This is a genomic window from Joostella sp. CR20, from assembly GCF_038433465.1.
GTDB lineage: Bacteria > Bacteroidota > Bacteroidia > Flavobacteriales > Flavobacteriaceae > Galbibacter.
The window spans coordinates 734,783-759,627 of the sequence record NZ_JAESVF010000001.1 but is presented as its reverse complement, the minus strand read 5'-3'; the positions used below and the strand labels follow the sequence as shown (position 1 = coordinate 759,627).

The window sequence follows — 24,845 nt, the reverse complement described above, 5'->3', positions numbered from 1 at the left end:
AAGTATTTTCAAATGAACTCTATTTTTTTACATCTTTGTCTTATGCGAATAGAAAATTACATAAGCGATTTATTATACAGATACGAATGTGTTACCGTACCTGGGTTTGGTTCATTCATCACACAATACCAGTCGGCAAAGGTACATAATAATACAAACGCTTTCTATCCGCCATCAAAATCTATTGCTTTTAACGAGCAATTAAAGTCGAACGACGGACTTTTAACAAAGCATATTGCTGAAGTGCAAAATGTGAGTTACGAAGAAGCGCAAAAACACATTGAAGCAAGTATTGCACAATGGAACAAAACGCTTTTTGCTAACGAAAAAATCACTTTAAAAAATATTGGAGAACTTTGGTTGAATGAAAATGATAAAATTTTATTTCAGCCATCATACCACATCAATTATTTAACTGCATCTTTTGGGTTATCTTCCTTTGTATCTCCAGCGGTTACAAGAGAAGAAATTAAGAAAGAGGTTGAAAAAATTGAAGAAAAAACGCCTATTGCTTTTACTCCAGAACGCAGAAAAGACCGTTCTTACTTAAAGTATGCGGCTATATTTTTGTTAGCACTTTCTGCAGGAACTATTGGATACAGATTGGTTGATATTCAAAAAGAAACTCAAATAGAAGTTGCGCAGCAAGAAGCACAAAAGCAAATTGAAAGCGACATTCAACAAGCTACTTTTTTTGATACTACTCCGTTAGAAATTCCTTCAATCACTTTAAAAGTTGAAAAGCAACCTTTAAAATATCACATCATTGCAGGAGCTTTTAGAGTTGAAGAAAATGCCGATAAAAAAGTTCAGCAATTAAGAGAAAAAGGATTTGAAGCAGAACGCATTGGGAAAAACAAATACGGCTTACACCAAGTTACCTATGCTAGTTTTGCTGATGTTCCAGAGGCTTTAAACTTTCTTCGTGAAGTAAAAAGCAACGAGTCTGCTGAGGCTTGGTTACTTGTTAACGAGCTTTAAAACAAAACTCTTCTACATACATTTTTAAACTGAAGTACAAATTTACAATTGTGCTCAACAGATTATTTAGTACATTTAGCATACAATAAACCACACAAGAATGTACCAAATGAAACATATAATCTTGGCAACTGTATTATTCGCATCAGCAGTAATAGCATCAGCACAAAATAATACTACGCATCAATATTCCGAAGCAAAAGACGTATTGTGGGCAAGTCCAAAAGGATACGACCTTACAATGGACATCTATACGCCGCAAACAAATAAAAGTTCGTACCCTGTTTTAATTATTTACCACGGTGGCGGATGGCTTATAAACAACAAATCCATTATGGATGAAATGTCGCAATATATAGCTTCGCACAGCGAGTATGTTGTTTGTAATGTAAACTACAGACTCCTCACCGCCAACGATAACACAACCCATATGAATGAGATTATTGAAGATGCAATGGGCGCTGTTTTATGGACAAAAGAACATATTTCGAAATACAAAGGAAACCCAAATGAAGTGGCTGTAACTGGCGATAGCGCTGGCGGACATTTGGCTGCAATGGTGGTAAATGCAAAAGATAATATTTCTGAAAAAGGATTTTCTGAAGGCGTATTAAGCTTCACTCCTACCTATATTCCAACCAACAAAACTATTGCAGACATAAAAGCGGATAACAGTCTTGAGGTGCAAGCAGCAATTTTAAGCTATCCGGCAGTAGATATTTACACGGCAGCTGTTGGAGATGGCGTAAACGGATTTGAAAGCGATACCAATTTTTTCTGGCAAATGGGCGGAGCCAAAGCAAGAGGTATTTTTGGTGAAAACATTAATGCAAAAGACAACCCTGAGTACTACAAAACTTGCTCGCCAATTTATACAGTTTCACAAAATAGCGAACGTGCTTTTCCTCCACAATTCTGTCATGTAGGCTCTAAAGACGCTACTACAACACCAACGTCTATTCAAGCATATGTAGATAAATTAAATGAGAACAATCAGCCGGTAGAATTTTGGATTTATAAAGGACGAAATCACGCATACTTAGATTCAGGAAGTAATGAGTTTTTAGGAAATTCATTTGACAAAGATGCCATCGAGCCGATTCATAAAATCATCTCGTTTCTAGATGGTATTTTTTATACTGAATAAAGAAAAATTCTTGTTGAAATACACACTTCAGTTTACAACTTTTTATACGCGACATTTTATATTGTCGTAATTGCTAATATCTTTGCAGAAAATTTATACAATGCAAGCAAAAACACCTAGTGAATCTAGAACCGTAATGACCGACCTTGTTTTACCAAGTGAAACCAATCCTTTAAATAATTTATTTGGAGGCGAATTACTCGCTAGGATGGATCGTGCTGCAAGTATAGCCGCTAGAAGACATTCACGTAGAGTAACGGTAACAGCGTCTGTTAACCATGTTGCCTTTAACAGAGCAATTCCTTTAGGAAGTGTAGTTACTGTTGAGGCATGTGTTTCTAGAGCTTTTAATACTTCTATGGAAATATATTTAGATGTTTGGATAGAAGACCGCGAAAACGGACATAAAAGCAAAGCGAATGAGGCCATTTATACATTTGTTGCGGTAGATGACACCGGAAAACCTGTTGCAGTACCACCAATTGTTCCTGAAAGTAAACTTGAAAAAGAACGTTTTGATGCTGCCTTAAGAAGAAAACAACTTAGCTTGGTACTCGCCGGAAAATTAAAACCAAATGAAGCAACAGAGCTGAAAGCACTGTTTACAGAATAGCATAAACTAAAAAGGCTTTGATGTTACCATCAAAGCCTTTTTAACTAACAAATACTAACTAAATCCTATAGATTTAGCTACTTCAACATTTTTGTATCGAAGTACAAAAATTTTCGACTCCGGACACCGAAATTAGACTTATCATTGAGTACCCCCCCGAATTCTCAAAAAATGAGCTGCAAAACATTGCTCTAACTCAAATGCCACGAAGTCAAAAGCAATTCATAAAATCAACCTTTAAAAAGGTTATAAACTTTACAAAATTTAAATAACTATCGTTTCAATTAAATTTCTGCTAAAATAAAGGGGTTAAATTTCATAAAACATGATATTTATCATGTTTTGCGTTTTTAACATTTTAAATGTAGAAGCTTACATCCTGTAGATCCAATTCGCAGGGTTATCAGTATGGTTGTTATTGTAAATCATAAACTTCAATACCGTTTCGTTGTTGCTTGTACTTGTAAATACTTCGCCAATATCTTGTTTGGTTGCAACATTGTCGCCTTCTTTTACGTAAACTTTCCCAAGATTGTTGTACACCGAAATATAGTTACCATGCTGAATTAACACGGCTTTGTTTCCACCTTTTATCGCTTGTACGGCCAATACTTTTCCGCGGTAAATTGCACGTGCCTTAGCGCCACTTTCCGTAGCAATACGCACTCCGTTACTTTGTATGGTAACCGATTTTACTACTGGATGCGGTTGTTTTCCATAACGCATTTTTACTACGCCTTTTTCTACAGGCCACGGTAACTTTCCTTTGTTTGCTCTAAAATCGGTATCTACCAATTTTGCTTCTGCAGTAAGGGCAAAATTAGACGATTTGGTAGCGCTTTCGCGTGTTTCTTTTGAGGTTTCTTTATTGGCTGCATTTGCACGAGCAATGGCCTCACGAATCAATTTATCAATTTGCCTATCAATCTCATCTGCCTGCTGTTGCTTCTTTTTTATTTGAGAAGCATACTCGCTTTCCTTCGCTTTGATACTTGCAATTAAGCCTTTTTGAGTATCCAACTCACGTTCTAGTGCTTGTTGTTCTTTTTTATTTTCAGCAATTAACGTTTCTTTTTCTTTTCGTTGTACCACCAAACCATCGTTGAGCTTTTGTAATTCTAATGTTTTAGACTGAATTTCTTCAGCTTGCTCTTTTCGATAATTGGTATATTGCTTCATGTATTGAAGACGCTTATACGCCTGAAAAAAATCTTCCGAAGACAATAAAAACATGATTCTACTTTGCTGAGATTTGTTCTTGTACGACTTCCTAACCATTTCGGCATAGTCACTTTTTAATTCTTTTAAATCATCGCGAAGCTTCGAAATTTTATTGATGTTATTATTTATTTGCCGATTGATAAGGTTTGCTTGCTGGTTGGTAACCTTTATTAACTCTTTACGAATTCCAATTTTATGGTCGAGGTCCTCAACATCTTCCAAAACACTTGTTTTCTCTTTACGTTTTTGTGAGAGCAACGTATTGAACTGCTGAATTTCCTCTTGCAAACGCATTTTACGAGCCTCCAATTCTTTTTGCTCGTTACTTTGGGCATGTAGCGAGCCAAAAGATGTAAAAGCAATTAAAACCGCTAAAAACAAAACTATCTGCCGACTCATACTATTTAATTTCTACTTGTTTATACCCGTCTGGAATGCTGTACGGAAAATTAACTCCTTTGTTAAACTCAACGCTGTTGTATTCTATTTCTATACGGTTTTTGTGCGTTGCATCGACCGCATTAATTTCGATTTCGTTCGGAAGAATTTTCCCTTCAACAGTTTGATAATTTTTATAATTTATACTCAACAACCTGTTTTTTATAGGCTGAGAAATTTGCTGTAAAGACATTTTAAAATAGGTTGGCTCCAACAAAAATAAGGTTTTAAACAAAGCCGATTGCTTTTCGGGTTTTAATTGATAATTATTGGCTACCGATGCTGCGTAATAAGACTGAGAAGTTAAATCGAAAACCGCTTGCCCTAGTAATAAATTTTGAACCATTTTAAAATCTAAATCGGTGCCCAATAATGAATTTAAATACGAAAAGTCACCATCAAAATACGTATTGTCGAGTTTGTTATAAAAACTCACTCGTGTTGGGGTAATTAAAACTTTCACTACCGATAGCGGAGCACTCATCCAAATAGTTTCGTCTTTTTTAATACGAATACTAACCGTTGTTCCTTGGGTGTTTTCTCCGTCGGAATAATCTATTTTTATACGTCCAGACAAAGTCTCAAAATCTAACTCGTTTTGATAATGTTTAGCTATTATACTTTTTGCTGAAAGATCGCTTTTTAAAGCACCCGCATCCAACACATTTTTAGTGCCGCAAGACAAGAAAAAGAATAAACTTATAAATGTGAAGTACAGGGTTGCCTTTCTTAGTATTTTCATTGATAATCTCATTAATTGCTCGCGTCTATCTTCTGTTGGTATTGTTTTGCTTTGTCTAAATTATTAGCACCTTTATAAGCAAACACCAATTCTTTATAGATATTGTTTTCCAAAGTTGCATCGTCTAACAAATACCCTAAACCTTCTTCTAAAACTTCGGTTGCCAACTCAAAATTTTGAAGTTTGTTTAGCGCCACTCCTTTTAAATAATAAAACTCTGGCTGTGTTGGATAATTATCCAATGCTTCACTGCTAACAGCCAGCATCTCTTTATAATTTGTTTGACTTTGCTGCTTTAAAATTTGTTTTTTATAATCTTCAATTGGGTTGTTTGCCAACGATTTTTCTTCCGAAACTGGAGTTTCTTCAGCATACGTATTTGCCAAATTGGTAATATTATTCAGCATAACAGCTTTTGACTTTCGCTGTGCTACTTCCGCTTTATACAACCCTTTCGCCTCCAATTCATCTAAAACTTCGATTGCCTTTTTATAATTTCGCTCATCAAAATACAAATCGGCTACCACCAAGGCATACGACGTATTTTTTTGCGCTAATTGCGTAGCGACTTCAATTGCCTTTTCTGTTTGCTGCTGATTTTTATAACAACTCAACAGCGCATCCAAATACCATTTATTAATTGGCTCTTCGGTAATAGCTTTTTCTAAATAGGGCTGCGCCTCTACGTATTTATGCTGATACATATAGTTGAGTCCAATTTCGTAATCTACCAAAACATTATCGGGCTCCAACGATTTACATGTCAACAAAGCTGTGATGGCTTTATCGTAATTTTCGATGCCTTTTTGTTTTAGCGACTCGTAAAAACTCTCTTGAAAAGCGTCTTCATTCACCTCGTAAGAAACATCGGCATTTGTTTCTTGCGCATATGCAAACATCGTTACCGAGGCAAACCCCACACTCAACAATATTTGCATACACTTTTTCTTCATTTATTTTTATTCTAACACCGAATAATCGCCAATACTAACATCTGTAAAATTCCCATCGAACTTTGCAAAGTTTCCAATCATGGCATTATCTAAGGTAGCATTTTTTATTACAGCTTGTGTTTGAATCAAGCTATTTTTAATGGTTGAATTTTCGACAACCGTTCCGTCTCCAATAGACACATTTGGTCCTACCGTTGCATTTTTAAGCACTACATTTTCGCCGATATAGCAAGGCGGAATAATCGTAGCGTTTTCTTTTTTTACTGAAGAAGCAACTAAATTTTCGTTGTCTTGATGTAAAAACTGAAGCATTCGCCCATTGGTTTCGACCGTAACATTTTTGTTTCCGCAGTCCATCCATTCATCAACCTTCCCAGGAACAAACTTTTTCCCTTGTGCCATCATCGCTTTGATACCATCATTAATTTGGTATTCGCCTCCGTGGATAATATTGGCATCGAGTACTTTTTGCAATTCAGCTTTTAATTCGGCTCCTTCTTTAAAGTAATAAATCCCAATAACTGCCAAATCAGATACAAACTCCTGAGGTTTTTCAACAAGTCCTGAAATGTTTTTTTCAGCATTTAATTCTACCACACCATAAGCCTCTGGCTTGTCTACTTGTTTTACCCAAATAACACTGTCGGCTGATTCATCTAAATTAAAATCAGCTTTAAAAAGTGTATCCGCGTACGCAATTACACAAGGTCCAGAAAGCGACGCTTGCGCGCACATAATTGCATGGCCAGTACCTAAAGGTTTATCTTGGTAATAAATAGTGCCTTTTGCATTTAAACTAGCTGCGATTTCGTGAAGTTTAGTTTCAATTTCAGTCCCAAAATCGTCTTTAATAATAAAAGCGATTTCTTCGATTTCTTGCTCCAAAACCTTTGCAATATCTTCAACCAAACGCTGTACAATAGGCTTGCCTGCAATTGGAATTAAAGGTTTAGGTATTGTTAATGTATGTGGTCTAAGTCTGGAACCTCGTCCAGCCATTGGTACTATTATTTTCATAAGCCTCTCCCTAACCCTCTCCCAAGGAGAGGGGATTCTTTATTAATTAAATGCTGTTTTTAAATCATTATTACCTTGCAATTTTCTCCCCTTAGGGGAGATAAAGAGGGGAATTTATCACTTCACCCCTGTACTTCCAAAACCACCTTCACCGCGTTTTGTTTCCGAAAGTGTTGATACTTCTTCCCAAGCAATGTGTTCGTGTTTTGCAATAACTAACTGTGCAATACGCTCGCCGTTTTCAACAGTAAAATCTTCATTAGAAAGATTTACTAAGATAACGCCAATTTCTCCACGATAGTCTGCATCGACAGTTCCAGGAGCGTTTAAAACCGTAATTCCTTTTTTGGCTGCCAACCCACTTCTCGGGCGAACTTGTGCTTCTGCACCAACAGGAAGTTCGATAAACAAACCAGTTTTTACAATGGCACGTTCAAGTGGTTTTAAAACAATTGGAGCGTCTATATTGGCACGAATATCCATCCCTGCAGATGCAATGGTTTCATAACTTGGTAATTCGTGCTGCGATTTATTTATAATTTTTACAGTCATTATTTAAACTTTTTTGCAGAAATTGATTTCATCATTTTCTTGAGTTCTCTATTCTCTAATTTGTATATCAACGTCAAAAATACTAAAACAAAAACGGTTCCTATAATGAGGTTTCTATCAAAAACATAAAATGAAAGAAATACAAATAGAATCGAAACCCCTAAATAGCTTCCAATCTTTTTAAGATTATACGGAATAGGATGATGTTTTTGTCCGAAATAAAAAGAAAGTAGCATCATACTTCCGTAGGCAATTAAAGTGGCAATTGCCGAACCTTTATAAGTGATTATTGGAATCAAAACAAAATTGAGTACCAAAGTAACCAACGCTCCAAAAACCGAAATGTAGGCTCCAAAACGCGTTCTGTCGGTTATTTTATACCAAACAGATAGATTGTGATAAATGCCTATACACAAATTGGCCAGCAAAATAAAAGGCACAATCCATAAAGCTTCCCAATATGCAGAATTGCTAATGAGGATTGTTTTAAATATATCGATATACACCACTACAAAAAGAAAGATAAAAGCTCCAAAAATGGTAAAATACAGAGTCGTATCGGCATAAATTTCTTTTGAGTTTTTTTTATTCGCATTACTGAAAAAGAACGGTTCTACCCCCAACTTAAAAGCTGTAACAAACAAACTCATAAAAGCTCCCAATTTGTAACAAGCCGCATAAACCCCAACGGTTTCTTCGGCTATATTTTCTGGTAACAAATATTTCAGCATTAACTTATCAAATCCTTCATTTATTGAAAATGCAACGCCAGCAATAAGCACTGGAAATGCGTATCGAATCATTTTCTTCCACAGATAAAAATCGAATCTTAAACGAATCCTGATGTAAAGTGGTAGAATTAATAACAATCCGAAGAGACTTGCCAAAACATTCGAAATAAAAATATAATGCACCTTATTTTCGAAGACTAAAGCATTGAAAACGGATGAGGAATTATTATCTACCAGCAACGGTAAAACAAGGAAGAAAAACAAGTTAAGTCCTAAATTGACAACTACGGTTGCTATTTTGATAAACGAATATTTGAGTGGCATTTCTTGATTTCTGAGCCATGCAAATGGAATAACACACAAGGCATCGAAAAAGAGAATCAAAATTCCGTATAAAATAAATTCTAGCTCGAATTCTAAGAACGAGGCGATATTGTCTTTAAAAAGGTACGAAACAATTAAAAACAGTCCAGAAGTAATAAAAATAGATGTTAGCGCGGTCGATTGCACTTCCGACTTACGTTCGCTTTTATTCATGAACCTAAAAAATGCAGTTTCCATTCCGTAGGAAAGCAACACATTTCCAGAAATTAAATAAACGAAGAGCGAGGCGTAAATTCCGTAATCGTCGGTTGGGAGTTTATCGGTGTATAAACGCGTTAAAACAAGGCTCAATAAGCGTGGCAACACTGTTGCCAGCCCGTAAATAAATGTATGTTTGAAAAGTTTTTTTAACGCTCCCAAGGACTTATAAATTAACGTGCTAAAAGTACCGATTTATAAACAGCTAACAAAGAGGCTTTACTTATAAATTATAGGGTTTTGCTTGTAGTGTATCGCTACGACTTCTTTTAACTCTTTGATAAGGTAATAACCTTTTTTATCGTTGTACGTATAAGTTAATAAGGCTTGCCCTTCTGCAACATCAAACGGCGGTTTCACAACCGGTGTTGGAGGCATATTTCCAAACTCCTTTTTAGGGTCGGCATGCATTACAATATCTTTAACTTTGGTGTCTTGATCTAAAAACCGAGCCAAATAAATAGGAAAATTTCCTTTTCTGTAATGTTCTAAAGCCACAACTTGACCGTTGTAATACAAACTATCGAATGAAAAATTTTCTTTTAAACTCTCTGCTGAAAATCCTAAATAGATGTTTTTTCCAGTAATTTCATTAGCATCGCCAGCTGTCCAGGCTTCAATGGTAGATTCTCCCAAATAAAAAGGTGGATTATCTGTTAATGTAGCTTGTGAGCTTTTACACTGAGAAAACCCTAAAACAACTAAAGTTCCGAAAAGAATATTTGCAAATTTTATCATCTTCAATAATTTATTTTATAATTCTATAACTGAAAGAATTATTAGTTATTATAAATATACAATTTCAAAATTGATGCCAGAATGGTTTTCATTAAAAAACCCCTAAGATAAACTTAGGGGTTTTAAATATTTTGTTGTGTAGTTCTCTGATTAAGATACCTCGACTACGCTTCCTGTAAGTGGCTTAAATGCCAATTCAGAGCATTGTTTTAGCAACAAATGAGATACCTCGACTACGCTCGGTATGACATCAACGACATTAATTGTTCAATGCTTCCGATGGAAAAATTTACTCCTTTCAGTCGTTAATTGTTCAATGCTTCCGATGGAAAAATTTACTCCTTTCAGTCGTTAATTGTTCAATGCTTCCGATGGAAAAATTTACTCCTTTCAGTCGTTAATTGTTCAATGCTTCCGCACCACCAACAATTTCTAAAATTTCGTTAGTAATAGCAGCTTGACGTGCTTTGTTATATGTAAGTGTAAGTTCAGCTTTTAAAGCAGCAGCATTATCGGTTGCTTTATGCATCGCTGTCATACGTGCTCCGTGTTCAGAAGCAAATGAATCGCGAATTGCTTTATACAACTGTGTTTTTAATGACTTCGGGATTAATGTTTCGATAATTTCTTCTTTAGAAGGCTCGAAAATATAATCGGCTGAAGTATTAACATCTTCGGTTTCTAAAGGTTTTATCGGCAAGAAATCTTCAGTTAAAACAACTTGCGTAGCTGCATTTTTAAAGTGGTTATACACTAAAACAATCTTATCGTAAGTTCCTTCTTTGTACAGCGTCATTAAACGCTCTGCCAATTCAGCAACATTATCAAAAGTAAGATCGTCAAAAATTTCGTTATTATTATGGGTAACGTAATGGTTCTTTTTAAGAATATCGTTTCCTTTTTTTCCAACGGTTACAAAACTTACTTTTTTATCGGCAAATGTAGTTGCAACAATACGATTAGAAGTTTTAATAACATTGGTATTAAAAGCTCCACACAACCCTCTGTTAGAAGTTATTGCAACAACAAGTACATTTTTCACCTCACGTTGCTCTGCAAAAACACTACCGCTATCTCCATCCAAAGTAGCACTTAGTCCTTGTAAAAGCTCGGTAAGTTTATCGGAATAAGGACGCATTGCAGTAATTGCATCTTGCGCTTTTTTCAACTTAGCAGCCGATACCATTTTCATGGCACTGGTAATCTGCATGGTAGATCCTACCGATGAAATTCTATTACGTATTTCTTTTAAATTTGCCATTTTAGCCTCTCCTAAATCCTCTCCAAAGGAGAGGACTTAAACGTTTAAAAATTATTAATAACCTTTCAATCCTATCTTCTCCCCTTTGGGGAGACCGAGTGGGGCTTAATTATATTTTGCTGAAAGTTCTTTTGCTACTTGAGAAAGTACATCAATCACTTCGTCTGTAAGCTTACCAGCTTTTAAAGTATCTAATGTATCTCTGTGTTTCGCATTTAAGAATTCGATATAATCGCTTTCAAATTCTTTTACTTTCTCAACAGGAACATCTCTTAAAAGGTTTTTAGAACCTGCATAGATAATTGCAACCTGATCTTCAACAGTGTAAGGATCGTTTTGAGCTTGCTTTAATATCTCTACGTTTCTTTTTCCTTTTTCAATTACATTCATTGTAGCAGCATCAAGGTCTGAACCAAACTTAGCAAACGCCTCTAATTCGCGGAATTGTGCTTGATCTAGTTTTAAAGTACCTGATACTTTCTTCATTGATTTAATTTGAGCCGAACCTCCTACACGAGATACCGAAATACCTACGTTAATTGCAGGACGTACACCAGAGTTGAATAAATCTGACTCTAAGAAAATCTGTCCGTCTGTAATAGAAATTACGTTTGTTGGGATATATGCTGAAACGTCTCCTGCTTGTGTTTCAATAATTGGTAATGCAGTTAAAGAACCGCCACCTTTTACTACTGGTTTTAACGACTCAGGTAGATCGTTCATTCCTTTTGCGATTTCATCATCAGCAATAACTTTTGCTGCACGCTCTAATAATCTAGAGTGTAAGAAGAAAACGTCTCCAGGGTATGCTTCACGTCCTGGTGGACGACGAAGTAATAATGAAACCTCACGGTATGCTACCGCTTGTTTCGATAAATCATCATAAATAATTAAGGCTGGACGTCCAGTATCTCTAAAATACTCTCCGATAGCTGCTCCTGCAAATGGTGCATAAACTTGCATTGGCGCAGGGTCTGAAGCGTTTGCAGCAACAATAACTGTATAAGCTAAAGCACCTTTATCTTCTAAAGTTTTAGCGATAGATGCTACTGTAGAAGCTTTTTGTCCTACTGCAACATAGATACAGAATACAGGCTCTCCCGCATCGTAAAATTCTTTTTGGTTAATGATGGTGTCGATACAAACAGTAGTTTTACCAGTTTGACGGTCTCCAATAACCAACTCACGTTGACCTCTACCTACAGGAATCATCGCGTCGATAGACTTGATACCTGTTTGTAATGGCTCTGTTACTGGTTGACGGAAAACAACCCCAGGAGCTTTACGCTCTAAAGGCATTTCGTAAAGGTCTCCTCCAATAGGTCCTTTACCATCAATTGGGTTTCCTAAAGTATCTACAACACGACCTACCATTTCTTCACCTACTTTAATAGATGCGATACGCTGTGTACGCTTTACAGTATCTCCCTCTTTAATTTCTTTTGAAGGCCCTAAAAGTACAACCCCAACATTGTCTTCCTCAAGGTTAAGTACAATCCCTTCTAATCCAGATTCAAACTGAACTAACTCTCCGTATTGTGCATTTGCCAATCCGTAAACTCGGGCAATACCATCCCCTATTTGGAGTACAGTTCCCACTTCGTCTAATGAAGCTTTCGCCTCAAATCCTGATAGTTGCTTTTTTAATATTGCTGATACTTCAGCCGCTTTAACTTCAGCCATCTTATTTAGTATTTAGATTTTAGATGCTTTCAATAAAGCATCTTACCTTTTAGTTTAAATTATTAAGAAACGTATGTGTTATTATGTAAATCTCTTTTGAGATTGTTTAACTGGTTGGCAATACTTGCATTGTATTGAATATCTCCAACACGCAAAATAAACCCTCCAATAATACTTTCGTCTATTCTATTTTCTATAGTTGCACTATTTCCTGTAAGCTCTTTTACCTTAGCTAAAACTTTTTGTTCTAAAGCTTCAGATAATGGCACCGCAGTGGTAACAATAGCAAGTTCTTGTCCTCTTAATCTATCGTATAAAATGATATATTTTTCAGCAATAACTTTTAATAAATTAACACGGTTATTATCGATAAGCATATCAATTAAACCAGTTGATACTGCATGTATGCCAGAAAAAATTTCTTTAAGCACAGCACTCTTGTCTGATAATTTAATAACAGGGCTTTGAAGTACATCTTTCAACTCATCGCTCCCGTTTATCGTATTTAAGATATCTTTCATATCTGCGTTAACAGCTTCAAGAGCGTTTTGCTCTTTGGCAAAGTCTAACACAGCTTTAGCATATCTTTCTCCTGCTCTGGTACCTTTCATGGTGTTCCTTACTTACAAAATTAGTTTAAAGTAACTTCATTCAACATATCGTCTACCAACTTTAATTGTTTTTCATTAGACGATAATTCTGACTTCACTACTTTTTCTGCAATTTCTACTGATAAAGTTGCAACTTGGTTTTTCAACTCGGCAACAGCAGCTTGCTTTTCACTTTGAATTGTTTGCTGCGCTTGCTTAATTACTTTATCGGCTTGTGCTTCTGCTTGCTCTTTTGCTTCGGCAATCATTTTCTCTTTGATTTCACGAGCTTCTTTTAGCATAGCATCACGCTCACTACGCGCTTCTTGTAAAAGCTTTTCGTTGTCTGCTTGAAGATTTTGTAATTCTTTACGAGCTTCTTCTGCAGATGCTAACGCTTTATTAATAGATTCTTCTCTACTGTTAACAGCTCCTAAAATAGGTTTCCAAGCATATTTGCGTAATAGCACAAATAATATGATAAAAACTACTACCGACCAAAATATTAAACTTTCAGGATGTGTAATATTCATTATAAAAAATATTAAATACGTTCTATTTGTTTTTTCATTAACTGCCCTTGTTAAGAGCACATCACTCACCAAAGTGAGTAAAACAATGCTTTAACCAACCGTTAAAGCATTGTTTAGTTTTTTGTCAAAAATTATTTTGCGATTAACGCAACTACTACTGCGAAAAGTGCAACACCCTCAATAAGTGCAGCAGCAATAATCATAGCAGTTTGAATTTTTGAAGCCGCCTCTGGTTGACGTGCAATGGCATCCATTGCAGCCCCACCAATTTTACCGATACCTAATCCTGCAGCGATGGCAGCTAATCCAGCTCCTATTCCAGCTAAAACCATAATTAAAAATTTATATAATAGTTAATAAATAAAACTCAATTTTAATGATGTGCCTCTTCTACTGCTTGCCCAATAAACAAGGCAGAAAGTAAGGTAAACACATATGCTTGTAAAACTGCTACCAACAACTCTAACCCATACATAAACAATGAGAAAAGTATTGACACTGGTGATACAGCTGCCGATTCGAAAATAAAAATCAGCGATAATAAACTTAATATAATAATATGCCCTGCTGTAATGTTTGCAAATAAACGAATCATTAAAGCAAATGGCTTAGTAAACATTCCTAAAACCTCAACAGGAATCATAATTGGCAACAACCAAGTTGGAACCCCTGGTGTAGCAAAAATATGCTTCCAGTAGTTTTTATTACCACTAAACAAAGTGATTAAAAAGGTAAATGTTGCAAGAACCCCTGTAAATAGGATGTCGTTTGTTAACGTACCTTGGAATGGGAAAAATGGAATTAAACCAAAAAGGTTTCCAATCCAAATCAAGAAAAATACAGTTAACAAATACGGCATGTATTTTTTATATTTTGCCTCACCAATGTTTGGCTTAGCAATTTCATCGCGTACAAAAACAATTAAAGGCTCCATAAAACCAGCCAATCCTTTTGGTGCTTTTTGGTTTTTCTTATATGAATTTGCTACCGGAATAAAGATTAACAACATTAACAATGCAGTAATCATTAAAGTAAATACGTTTTTTGTAATTGAAAAGTTAAGTGGACGATCATTTGAAACATGATGCTCTTCATCAAAATTCAACCCACCATCAGCATAATATATTTCGTCGTGTACACGTGCAAATTTTTGTCCGTTTTTCTCAACGATTACTTCACCTGTTTCATCGTGGTGAAATTCAGAAGACATAAAAGTAACCAATCCATTATCAGTCCAAAGAATTACAGGAAGTGGCATAGAAATTGCATGCCCACCCCAATCGATTACATGAAATTCATGAGAATCGTTTATGTGGTGATCTATTAACTCTGTTGGATTAAAAGCCTCTTCCGCAGTAGCTTCCTCACTATGAGCGCCTTCGTGTTCTTGAGCATTCAGCCCTAAACAAATTACAAACAACGCTAAAAGAAAAAATCTCTCGATAGATTTCTGTGCTATCCTCATACCTCTTATTGATAAAATATATGGTCCTCAAAAATTTGGTGCAAAGGTACATTTTTTATTCACAATAGGAAGTTAACAACTATTTTTTTTCAACTACTTTGAAAAAAGTGATATTTTATTCAAAAACACCTCAATTTAAGAGTTTTACAACAAACACTACTTCTACCGCTAAATAGATAAAATATGGAATGAAAAAACTAAACACGGTTGGAATAGGATTTTCGATGGAAGACTGCAATAACGGAATTAAAAAAATAAGCGCTGCAAACATTTTTATACCCGTTAATGCCAAGTACCCTAAGCCTGTTTTTTCGGGCAAGGTAAACTGTACATAAACAACTGCTAGAAAAGTCACCAATGCCAAAACAAAATGAAACGTATAGATACTCCATAAAGAATAAAAAAACGTTGCTTCGGGAAACGCATTGGTTTGGATAAAATAATGTGCCAACACCATTATTATAGTTATTGGCACAAGAATTTTTAAATATTTTAAAAAAGATTGTTTCATAAAATTTATATGAGTAGAAAAGGAAAAACTTGTAGCAACCTATTAATCGTGCGTATTTTCCTTTTTTTCTAACGCCTTTACTTGCCTGTACACATTGTACAAGGAAGCAAAAACAGCAAGCAATGAAAATATAATTGTGTAAGCTGAATATTGATTCGGAAACTTTTCGTCGAGCCAAACCCCAAAATAAGTACCTGCAGCTATTACAATAGCCATTTGTAGCCCTATATTGGTAAACTTAACCCAAGCACTAAGCTGATTTTTCGGTGGCTTTTTGTTGTTTTGCGTCATTTTCTTGAACCGATTTTAAAGAAGCACCTTTCATAGAACAAGCCGCATTAAAAGTGGCGCCTGGCTCTACCGCCAATTTCCCAACAACTACATCGCCTTCTATGGCTGCAGTGCCTTTAAGCGTTAAAATATTTTCCACCAAAAGATCGCCTTCAAATTTACCTTCGATATCGGCATTCATACATTGGATTTTTCCGGTTACTTTTCCGGCTCTTCCAATTACAACTTTTCCTTTGGCAGTGATACTTCCTTCTAAATCTCCGTCGATACGAATATCAGCTTCAGAAATTAAATCACCTTTAATAATTGTGTTTTCAACAATTCTGTTCGTTTGCCCTGTAAGTGGCTCTATTCTGTTTTTCTTAGATTCTGCAAACATGATTTCTACTAATTAAGATTGGGGTTGTTTGGGTTATTGTTATTATATTCAACTAAATAAACATCCAAATTTTTATGAATTTGAACCTTTTTATAGTTAGCAGACGAAATTACAAATTTGTCATTATCAACCAAATAATCTTTGTTAATGTTTAACAGTTCTGCATAGCCCTCTGCGTGTTCTTTGCTATTAAATCCGTGCACCACCAAAAACATAGTATTTGGGTCGTATCCATCTTCGGAATGCGTTAGGTGCGCATATTTTAAATCTTTAAGCGACTTATCAATTGTTTTGGTAAGCTTTTCTACTCCAGCCATATTCCCTTTTTTAAACGGATAAATAACTTTCCATTTGGTCGATGCCATCGCATCCATATTAAAAGTAGTATCGGCAACTAGTGGTAATGTATTTTTTATGATGCTTTCGGCTTCCATTCCTTCTTCGGAATTTGGATAGTTCAAAGCAATCTCATTAAGTGCTTTTTCATAGGCTTTATACCCGTACAATCTCGCTACGGCTGATGCTTTTAGCATTTCAAATTTCAGCATTACATCGTCGCCATTGTATTTCGAAATATTTGCATCGGCTTCTGCAATTACCTTTTCATACTTTTCGTCTTCAAAATCTTTATACAACGATGCGTACACAGCACTACCACTCGAAGCTTCATCGGTTAAAATAGCTTCTGGATTTTTAAGAATTTCTGCATAACGCGAATCGGAATGGTTGGCAATAATATCTTCTTTATACTGAGACGCTAAAGGCGAACCTAACTGTTCGTAAATTTTATACAAATTGTATTTTGAAGGTAATATTAAACGCTCCTCCGGATTATTTTTCAATAAAGTTTCTAGCTTATCGGCAGCCAATTCGTACTCTTGAAACTTCTCTTTATAAATAAGTCCTAATTGATAATTTGCAAAGTTGTATTCTTGTTTTAAACTATCAATTTCTGAAGGTGTCGACGGCAATTTATCTGTATAAAAATCTACTTGATAAAAAGGCAAGTCGTCTGGATTAAGTGTATTTGCAATAGCAGATTCTTCTTGCGTAATCCCAATGTTTTTACTGAGTTTCCAATTGTCTTCTAAGCTTCGATTTCCCCAAATACGTCTAAACTCCTGCTTTCCGTATTCCACACTTGTTTGGTTATAAAAATAAAAATCGGATGCGTTGCTCTTCGAACTTTTTAAACTCCCGAGGGCGCCATAATTATTTTGAAGCTCCGCTATTTCAGCCTTCTCTCTTTCGATGGCAGCAATTTCTTTTAACAAATCGATATGCTTTTGAAAGTATGCAACACGATCGGTTTCTGGCATCGCTATTACGGTTAAAATACTATCGTTTCGATGCGCTATTTCTTCGTATTTAATAACACTTTCTAAGTTTTCGCGTTTGCGAGTAATGGTTCTAAACTTCTTAGTGTTTTCACTTAAATTGGTCAATGTGCTATCGTAATAAGCACCCGCTTCTTTGTAATATGCATTGTCAAAATGCATGGTTGCCAAGTCTTCGTAATTTAACGCCAACAAGTTTGGGTCTTCAACTGTATATTTTATCGATTCGTTTAAGTAAAACTGCGCCCAATCGTATTGTTCTCTTTTTAAGTAATACGCTGCATTTAATCGGTATAACTTCCCTAAATACGGACGATTCTCTCGGTTTTTTTGCAACTTATCGAGTTCTGCCAACAGTGTAGAATCTTCCACTCCTTGCTCATAGAGATTTTTAATTTTCTCCACATAAGCATTCATCATATAAATACGCGGCGATTTTCTGTTGAGTTCAATCACTTTATCAAAAGCGATATTGGCACTGTCTAACTCGCCTTTTTCATCGTATAACTGACCAATAATGTAATTGTAACGCCCTTGTTCTTCGTAACTTTTGGTAGTGTTTGTAGCCAATTTTAAACGAAAAATAGCACTGTCTTTTTGTTGTAAATTGATATAAGCCTGCGCCAACATTGCCGAAGCATCGGCATATTCTTGCTCTGTAATATCTTGCTGAAGTACTTTCTTTAAATTCGTAATTGCCACCTCTTCATTTTCCATTCGGATATTGGTTTTTTCTCTCCAAATGGCCGCTTGATGGATAATATCGCTTGCTGTATACTTTCTAAGGATGTAATTAAAAGCCTCTAATGCAGGCACAAAACGTTGGTCGTAATAACGCGCTTTTCCGAGTAGTAAATACGCCTCATCTATTTGCGGATTTCGCTCTTGCCCGCCAATATTCATTCCGTGTTTTTGAATGGCTTTGGTCGCTTTTTCTTCGGCACGTTGAAAATGCGGATTTAACTGTGCGGTATCGATAATTATTTCGTCGCGAATTTCCATTCGTTCCACCGGAAGAATTTCCCAATAATTATCTACATATTTCTCGATGAGCTCTTGTTGTCCTTCTGCTAAAGCTTCTTTTCCGTTAAACAACACATTGTATTTGGTGTTTAACGCATGAAAATTTCTGTTTAAAAAAGCATCTCTCTTGGTAGAACACGCCATTGTAACGAGCACCAAAAGCAGTAAAAACGCACTTATTTTTAGGTATTTATTCAAAGTCGATTTCCATTTAAATACCATCTTCAAAATTTTAAATATCACTTAATGAGTAACTTTGAAGTTTGATATTTATTGCTGATATGAGGTAAAAATACATTATTTTTTTGTTCGTACCATTTTCTGCGCCGAGAAACCTTAATTAGAGCTTTAAAATAGCCTGAAGAATTGCAAAAAGGAAAATTTTGAAAATACTTTTTCCGACAGTAAGAATCACATCATTTATAATAAAAAACATCTAAGAAAATTGAAAACGGAGGAAGCTCGTTTTTTATCCAATTCGACAAACTCGAGTTGCGCAAATACGATTGGTTTTTACCTTTGGCTTGCGCATAAAACAACTGATTGTCGTTTTTAACATCATACCAAAGCCGCACAGGCTCTATACTTACCATTATATCTTCATCAATATTCAATGGTATTTTAGAAACATCTGCACTTACCAAATGTTCTCCTTTATACGTTTTTACAAAAAGCTGTTCGGGTAAAATTGAATTTGTCGGTTCTCCATCAGAAGTGAGTTTGTAGATATTTATTCGAAACAAAACACTGTCGATGGTGTTTTCGCTTAGCGAGAAATTTATCTTTTCAATTTTATATTCAACCCCCGGACTTTCAATTTTGAGTCCGTACTCCTTTCCTTGGCCATAACTATCTGTATTGGCTTCGCCAGTATTAAACCATGTTTTTTTATACCCGCCCAATTTTTTATCGATACGTTTTTGCTTTTTGAATTCCGACAAAACAACCTCATCGAGCATTAAGATATTCGGAGTTAAAGTAACTTCAGGATTTTTCTTTAAAGCTGAAATAGCAACTGTTTTCTTTTCAAAACCTACACATGAAAAAGTAATAGAAGCACCCTGCAATTTGTTGGTTAATTGTATACGGAAAGAACCATCATCTTTAGAAATTGTGCCAATATTTTTGCCTTCAACTCCAATGTTTACGTACGGTATAACTTCGGAAGAATTTGCGTCGAGTACTTTTCCAACTATTTCATTTTGAGAAAATACTTTGCTACCAAAACAGCAACTTAAAATTACAAGCAAGCAACATCGAAAAACTTTAAAACTCATATTGTTGTTAATTTGTCATTTATTAGTTGGCTATATTTTTATTCAGAAATTTTCTAGGTAACAAAAAATAAGCAGTTGGAACCAAAACAAAAATTGCAGACGACATATAAACGTTTACATAACTTAAAGGAATAGCCAAAGCAAATAAAACAATTGCAATAATATTCATTTTTCTAGTATCTGCGGTACGTGTATCTCCAGATAATTTTAAAGACCTTTCATCTAGCAAAAAGTAAAATAAGGTTGCAGAACCAAATACTAAAGCAAATATAATGTGACTTTTATTATCGTAAAATAACTCATCAATGGTTCTTGTGGCTAAAGGAATCAAAGAAGTTGAAAACAATAACAAGAAGTTAAGCCATAAAGTTGTATGGTCAACAATTTTCACGTATTTAAAAATATTGTGATGGTTAATCCAAAGAATAGCAATAAAGGCATAGCTTATAATATAAATTATGATTTGCACCAAAAAATCGTTTACCCCTACTTCACTTAGATTTGGCAGTTCAATCTCTAATGCCATAATAGTGATGATAATTGCCATAACGGCATCTGTAATGGCTTCAAAACGTTCTTTTTTCATCTGTATAGTTTTCTGAAAATTTAATAAAAAAGCCGAAGTAAAACTTCGGCCTCAAATACTATTGAAATTAAGCTTCAACAAGTTTCGCTACACCTAAATGTTCTTTGAAGAACGGTGCTAATTGTGCAACTGCTTCATCTAAATATTTTGGAATATCGTACAGTTTCATATGATTTGCACCTTCAACGATATATAGTTGCTTATTGTCCGTTCCTGCTCTTTCCATAAGGTCATCGCTCATCCATTTACTTTCTGCAACACTACCTGCTACTACAAACAATGGTTGTGTTAAATAGATTTCCGCCATATTATAGGCATCATAAGTAACCAATTGGGTAAGGCTTCTTGCCGTTCCATATCCTGGTGATGTGGAACATTGCGCTCTATCGGTATGATAATATTCCCAAGCTTCTTTTAGATCGGTGTAAGGTGTATCCTCTTTTTTCATTGGCGCCATTGGCATTTGGACTACATCGCTTCCATTAGCTTCTTGAGTTCTTGCCGAAGCACCAAATTCTAATGAAGCAATGGCATCTTTCATATCTTGGTCGCCTAGCCAACCTTTGCTAATCATATGCCCAATATTAACCGCACTAACTGTTCCAACGGCTTTAATACGTTTGTCATTAATAGCTGCGTTTACGGTGTAACCTCCACCTGCACATATTCCCCAAGCGCCAATGCGTTCATTATCTACATAAGGTAATGTTGTTAAATAATCGATAGCAGAACTTATATCTTCCGTTCTGATATAAGGGTTCTCTAACTGACGAGGTCCGCCACCACTTTCACCTTGATAAGACGCGTCTGTTACGATGGTTATAAAACCGTGTTCAGAAAATTTTCTTCCATAAATACCTGCAGTTTGTTCTTTTACACCACCACCTGGATGCGTAATTACCAAAGCAGGATAGGTTTTGTTTTTATCAAAATCATTCGGGAGGTCTAAATAAGCAGACATCATTAGTCCGTTATTAGTGTTCTTATAAGAAATTTTTTGTTGTGACATAATATTATTTTTTTATGATTATTAAAAAACTATATCACAAAATTACCTGATAATAAACACTTTACAGTGAACGATTTACTTATAAAAAGGAAACTTTTTACTGATGTTTCCTACTTTTTGGTATTTTTTTCCTTCCTAAATTGATTTGGTGTGAGTTGTGTTTGCTTTTTAAAAAACTTGGAAAAATAGTTAGGATAGTCAAATCCTAACTCAAAAGCTATTTCGGTACTTGTAAGATTGCTTTCAAGAAGTAATTTTTTTGCCCTGTTGGTAATATGTTCGTGAATAGTTTCTATAGCAGATTTATGAGTATAGGCTTTGAGAACATCTCCAAGGTAATTGGGAGTGAGCTTCATTTTATCAGCAAAATAATGTACCGTAGGCACACCTTCAATTCTGCTAGTATAATAGTCTCGAAGTAATTGCTGAAATTCGCTTACAATGTGATTGTACTTTTTTGTTTCGGTGGCAAATTGCCTTTTATAAAAAGATTCAACTAAATTCAAGATTAAATTTACATAGGCCAATAAAACATTCTGACCCGTACTTTTATCACTGCATTTCTGAATAAGATTTTCGTAAAGCAGTACAATTTCTTGTTCTTCTTGCTTAGTTAAAAACAAAGCTTCGTGATAACCATATTCTAAAAATTTTTGAAACAGATAACGGTTCTTTTCAATAACCTCCTTTGATAGTTGCAGATAATAGCCTTCAAAATTATCGGTCAGTTCCCATTCGTATATTTTTCCCGGACTGTTAAAAAATACGGCTGTAATTGGTTTTGGGCTCTTTGGGTCGTAATCTGGTAATTCGGGATTGATGTAATTGGTTTTAAAAGAAATTCGGTAAAAATCAATATAAATACCTTGCGATTTCAGCAAAGTGTTTTCAGGGTATTTCCCAATATCTATATTACTACCGATTGGTGCTTGAACCCCAATAAAACTATTGAATGCTTTAAAATTTGTAAATGTGTTAATTTCCATTTTCAAATCAATATTGTTTTTAAAGTAAAAATACACGTGTACTACCGCACACTTTGCATTGCGTGCTGACTTTCTACAATGAAATAGAACAACAACTTAAAATTACAAGCAAGCAACATCGAAAAACTTTAAAACTCATATTGTTGTTAATTTTTCTTCTACTTGTTGAATGTTTTTATTGAGCTTTTTATTCAGCATAAAAAACCTGATTACAAATAGTAGAATGTATAAAACTACAGGGATTTTAACATAACTCCAATACACATTGACTTCTTGATTTATAGTTTGAAAAACGCCTGCTAGCAAAAGAAACAATGTCAAAGCAAACCACACAGGAGCACTTTTTATTTGGTTGTTTTGTTTACGAATAAAGCTTGCCAAATCGATATTTAAAGTATCGAGCGCAGTAAAATCTTTACTACCGGATATTTTTTTGGAGTGATTAAGTAATTTCAACTCAAAAATATCATTTGGAATTCGCATTAAAAACATTGGCAAAAAAACAACCATTAGTCCCATTTTATGCCATTGAAAAACCTTAAGGCCTAGAGGCTCAAAAAAGATACTGGCAAAAATAAATCCTATAAAAAGAATAGATAAAACAACATTCATTGTAATTAACCACTTCAAATTTTGAATTTGGCGGTCAATTCCTTTTTTACGTTCTCCATAATTTGATTTTATAGAAATTGCAATATTTATCCTTTCTTCTATTTTAGTCATATTGCTATGTTGTTGTTTAATTTCGTCTAAACTTCTTTGAAGACCTGATTAAATATTGGCTTCTCCTTTTAAAAATAAAATAATTATATATGTCATACAAATACCAAATTATAACAATAATTGTAATATTTTTTAATATGAATTGTAATGTGTCATAATCAACTACTTTTATACAAACTTTAGCAATCCCATAAAAAGCAACATCAACTATAGCTCTTTTCCCACCAGTAGGTTTAAAAGGAATTTCATTTTCAATGTTATAGACATGGTCAGAAATATTAAATAAAGACATTAAAATTAAAGCAAGAATAATTCCTTTAGAAGTTAATTGGTCATATTTTCTTGCTACCTTGTTTGGTCGTATTATCTTATTAGTTCCTTCTAAATATAAATCAAAATTAAATTCTGTGGCTAAACTCACTATATAGTTCAGTGCTTGGATTGATTTTTTTTCTTCCTCTTTACTAAAACCAATAATCAAATCAATACATGCAACTTTATCTCCAAAATTATTAATGAGAGGGCCATCTCCCCAAACAGTATCACTACTTTCAGAAAGACATGGATACTTATAGGTTAATCTGTCGTGAAAATCCTGAAACTCATTTGATAGTTGCTTTTTATCTTTTTGAAAATAGTAAGAAACTGTTTCCCACACATTAATTTCAGTTCTTGGAATATTTATTTCTCTTAATATATAAATCAACATTTATTATCAAAAATGACTTTATATAATTTTTAAAACTATACATAAGAATTATTCGTCTCACTCAAAATTTCTTCAGCAAAAAAAGTTTCTAATTCTTTTAATGTTGCCGAAGATGTTTGAATATCTTTTACTGTTTTTCCTTTTTCTAAAACTACAATGCGCTCGCAGACTTCGGTTACATGTAGCAAATCGTGACTAGAAACTAAAACCGTAACATCAGCATTGTCTTTGAATTTGGTGATTAACTTTTTTAAACGGATTTGAGTTGTAGGGTCGAGGTTCGCAAAAGGTTCGTCTAAAATAATCACTTTTGGACTTCCGATAAACGCAGCTACAATTCCTACTTTTTTCTGATTTCCTTTAGATAAATCTCTCAAATATTTATTTCCGCCTAGTATTTCTCCGTGGAAAAAATCTTCAAAATCTACCAAAAACTTGTCGATATCCTCTTTGTTTTGTCCGCGTAACTCTCCAATAAAATAAAAATATTCTTCAGGAGTTAAATAGCCAATTAAAAAAGTTTCATCGATAAAAGCAGCGGTTAGCGGTTTCCAATCTTCGCTTTCGTTTACTTGGATACTGTTGTTTTTTATATGCCCAGTAGTTGGCTGAATTAAATCGAGTAACAAACTGAAAAGTGTGGTTTTCCCAGCTCCGTTATTTCCTACGAGTCCGAAAATTTGTCCGCTTGGAATTTGCAAATCTTCGATGGCTAAAACTGTATTTCCGTTATATGTTTTTGAAAGGTTATGTGTACTTATCATGGT

The 24,845-nt window shown here is 34.8% G+C and carries 27 protein-coding genes; 3 read left to right on the top strand and 24 right to left on the bottom strand.

The genetic code is table 11. The annotated features are described in order from the left end of the window. Nucleotides 1-42 precede the first annotated feature (42 nt). The 3 genes from JMA43_RS03325 to JMA43_RS03315 all read left to right on the top strand — a co-directional run bounded on the left by JMA43_RS03325 (nucleotide 43) and on the right by JMA43_RS03315 (nucleotide 2,741). Nucleotides 43-981, top strand: a complete 939-nt coding sequence (locus tag JMA43_RS03325; RefSeq protein ID WP_342154927.1) for an HU domain-containing protein — start codon at nucleotides 43-45, stop codon at nucleotides 979-981. A gap of 109 nt (nucleotides 982-1,090) precedes the next feature. After that, nucleotides 1,091-2,128 (top strand): alpha/beta hydrolase, encoded by a 1,038-nt coding sequence (locus JMA43_RS03320; RefSeq protein ID WP_342154925.1) that lies wholly within the window; start codon nucleotides 1,091-1,093, stop codon nucleotides 2,126-2,128. Nucleotides 2,129-2,228: 100 nt separating this feature from the next. Then, a complete protein-coding gene (locus tag JMA43_RS03315) occupies nucleotides 2,229-2,741 on the top strand; it encodes an acyl-CoA thioesterase (protein ID WP_342154923.1) in 513 nt (170 codons plus the stop codon). A gap of 372 nt (nucleotides 2,742-3,113) precedes the next feature. On the opposite strand, the gene JMA43_RS03310 is transcribed toward JMA43_RS03315, so the two are convergent. The 24 genes from JMA43_RS03310 to JMA43_RS03195 form a co-directional block, all read right to left on the bottom strand. Then, on the bottom strand, nucleotides 3,114-4,361 hold the full coding sequence (locus JMA43_RS03310) for a murein hydrolase activator EnvC family protein (protein ID WP_342154921.1): 1,248 nt from the start codon (nucleotides 4,359-4,361) through the stop codon (nucleotides 3,114-3,116). 1 nt (nucleotide 4,362) lies between these two features. Continuing rightward, nucleotides 4,363-5,142, bottom strand: a complete 780-nt coding sequence (locus JMA43_RS03305; protein WP_342154919.1) for a DUF4292 domain-containing protein — start codon at nucleotides 5,140-5,142, stop codon at nucleotides 4,363-4,365. An 11-nt stretch (nucleotides 5,143-5,153) separates the two neighbouring features. Then, nucleotides 5,154-6,095 carry a tetratricopeptide repeat protein gene (locus JMA43_RS03300; RefSeq protein ID WP_342154917.1) on the bottom strand — a complete coding sequence of 314 codons (942 nt, stop codon included), beginning with the start codon at nucleotides 6,093-6,095 and terminating at the stop codon, nucleotides 5,154-5,156. Nucleotides 6,096-6,101: 6 nt separating this feature from the next. Continuing rightward, complete coding sequence (locus JMA43_RS03295) at nucleotides 6,102-7,112, bottom strand: sugar phosphate nucleotidyltransferase (RefSeq protein ID WP_342154915.1); 1,011 nt, start codon at nucleotides 7,110-7,112, stop codon at nucleotides 6,102-6,104. Between the two features lie 117 nt (nucleotides 7,113-7,229). Further along, entirely contained in the window at nucleotides 7,230-7,664 is a 435-nt protein-coding gene (gene dut, locus JMA43_RS03290) for a dUTP diphosphatase (RefSeq protein WP_342154913.1), read from the bottom strand. Next, entirely contained in the window at nucleotides 7,664-9,139 is a 1,476-nt protein-coding gene (locus JMA43_RS03285) for an oligosaccharide flippase family protein (RefSeq protein ID WP_342154912.1), read from the bottom strand. Before JMA43_RS03285 ends, dut begins: the two co-directional genes overlap by 1 nt. Nucleotides 9,140-9,196: 57 nt before the next feature. Then, nucleotides 9,197-9,715, bottom strand: coding sequence for a hypothetical protein (locus JMA43_RS03280; protein ID WP_342154909.1), 519 nt, complete (start codon nucleotides 9,713-9,715; stop codon nucleotides 9,197-9,199). A 397-nt stretch (nucleotides 9,716-10,112) separates the two neighbouring features. Then, on the bottom strand, nucleotides 10,113-10,976 hold the full coding sequence (gene atpG / locus JMA43_RS03275; protein ID WP_342154907.1) for an ATP synthase F1 subunit gamma: 864 nt from the start codon (nucleotides 10,974-10,976) through the stop codon (nucleotides 10,113-10,115). Nucleotides 10,977-11,081: 105 nt separating this feature from the next. After that, nucleotides 11,082-12,659, bottom strand: a complete 1,578-nt coding sequence (atpA, locus tag JMA43_RS03270) for a F0F1 ATP synthase subunit alpha (RefSeq protein WP_342154905.1) — start codon at nucleotides 12,657-12,659, stop codon at nucleotides 11,082-11,084. Between the two features lie 62 nt (nucleotides 12,660-12,721). Then, nucleotides 12,722-13,270 carry an ATP synthase F1 subunit delta gene (gene atpH / locus JMA43_RS03265; RefSeq protein WP_342154903.1) on the bottom strand — a complete coding sequence of 183 codons (549 nt, stop codon included), beginning with the start codon at nucleotides 13,268-13,270 and terminating at the stop codon, nucleotides 12,722-12,724. A 20-nt stretch (nucleotides 13,271-13,290) separates the two neighbouring features. Next, nucleotides 13,291-13,782 carry a F0F1 ATP synthase subunit B gene (locus JMA43_RS03260; RefSeq protein ID WP_342154901.1) on the bottom strand — a complete coding sequence of 164 codons (492 nt, stop codon included), beginning with the start codon at nucleotides 13,780-13,782 and terminating at the stop codon, nucleotides 13,291-13,293. Nucleotides 13,783-13,913: 131 nt separating this feature from the next. Beyond that, the gene (atpE, locus tag JMA43_RS03255) at nucleotides 13,914-14,114 is read right to left on the bottom strand and encodes an ATP synthase F0 subunit C (protein ID WP_342154899.1); all 201 of its coding nucleotides are present in this window, start codon (nucleotides 14,112-14,114) and stop codon (nucleotides 13,914-13,916) included. 41 nt (nucleotides 14,115-14,155) lie between these two features. Beyond that, complete coding sequence (gene atpB, locus JMA43_RS03250; RefSeq protein WP_342154897.1) at nucleotides 14,156-15,247, bottom strand: F0F1 ATP synthase subunit A; 1,092 nt, start codon at nucleotides 15,245-15,247, stop codon at nucleotides 14,156-14,158. A gap of 130 nt (nucleotides 15,248-15,377) precedes the next feature. After that, entirely contained in the window at nucleotides 15,378-15,758 is a 381-nt protein-coding gene (locus JMA43_RS03245) for a hypothetical protein (RefSeq protein ID WP_342154895.1), read from the bottom strand. A gap of 42 nt (nucleotides 15,759-15,800) precedes the next feature. Beyond that, nucleotides 15,801-16,049 carry an AtpZ/AtpI family protein gene (locus JMA43_RS03240; protein ID WP_342154893.1) on the bottom strand — a complete coding sequence of 83 codons (249 nt, stop codon included), beginning with the start codon at nucleotides 16,047-16,049 and terminating at the stop codon, nucleotides 15,801-15,803. After that, on the bottom strand, nucleotides 16,009-16,428 hold the full coding sequence (locus JMA43_RS03235; protein ID WP_342154891.1) for a bactofilin family protein: 420 nt from the start codon (nucleotides 16,426-16,428) through the stop codon (nucleotides 16,009-16,011). The genes JMA43_RS03240 and JMA43_RS03235 overlap by 41 nt, the downstream gene beginning before the upstream one ends. Nucleotides 16,429-16,436: 8 nt before the next feature. After that, complete coding sequence (porW, locus tag JMA43_RS03230; RefSeq protein ID WP_446719396.1) at nucleotides 16,437-18,986, bottom strand: type IX secretion system periplasmic lipoprotein PorW/SprE; 2,550 nt, start codon at nucleotides 18,984-18,986, stop codon at nucleotides 16,437-16,439. Between the two features lie 218 nt (nucleotides 18,987-19,204). Beyond that, on the bottom strand, nucleotides 19,205-20,065 hold the full coding sequence (locus JMA43_RS03225) for a carboxypeptidase-like regulatory domain-containing protein (RefSeq protein WP_342154887.1): 861 nt from the start codon (nucleotides 20,063-20,065) through the stop codon (nucleotides 19,205-19,207). A gap of 22 nt (nucleotides 20,066-20,087) precedes the next feature. Further along, nucleotides 20,088-20,651, bottom strand: a complete 564-nt coding sequence (locus JMA43_RS03220) for a TMEM175 family protein (RefSeq protein ID WP_342154885.1) — start codon at nucleotides 20,649-20,651, stop codon at nucleotides 20,088-20,090. Nucleotides 20,652-20,718: 67 nt separating this feature from the next. Continuing rightward, nucleotides 20,719-21,660, bottom strand: coding sequence for an alpha/beta hydrolase (locus tag JMA43_RS03215; protein ID WP_342154883.1), 942 nt, complete (start codon nucleotides 21,658-21,660; stop codon nucleotides 20,719-20,721). 110 nt (nucleotides 21,661-21,770) lie between these two features. Next, the gene (locus JMA43_RS03210; RefSeq protein WP_342154881.1) at nucleotides 21,771-22,646 is read right to left on the bottom strand and encodes a helix-turn-helix domain-containing protein; all 876 of its coding nucleotides are present in this window, start codon (nucleotides 22,644-22,646) and stop codon (nucleotides 21,771-21,773) included. A gap of 135 nt (nucleotides 22,647-22,781) precedes the next feature. After that, nucleotides 22,782-23,369, bottom strand: a complete 588-nt coding sequence (locus tag JMA43_RS03205; protein WP_342154879.1) for a hypothetical protein — start codon at nucleotides 23,367-23,369, stop codon at nucleotides 22,782-22,784. A gap of 16 nt (nucleotides 23,370-23,385) precedes the next feature. Beyond that, the gene (locus JMA43_RS03200) at nucleotides 23,386-24,078 is read right to left on the bottom strand and encodes a hypothetical protein (protein ID WP_342154877.1); all 693 of its coding nucleotides are present in this window, start codon (nucleotides 24,076-24,078) and stop codon (nucleotides 23,386-23,388) included. 35 nt (nucleotides 24,079-24,113) lie between these two features. After that, complete coding sequence (locus tag JMA43_RS03195) at nucleotides 24,114-24,842, bottom strand: ABC transporter ATP-binding protein (RefSeq protein WP_342154875.1); 729 nt, start codon at nucleotides 24,840-24,842, stop codon at nucleotides 24,114-24,116. Nucleotides 24,843-24,845 lie beyond the last annotated feature (3 nt).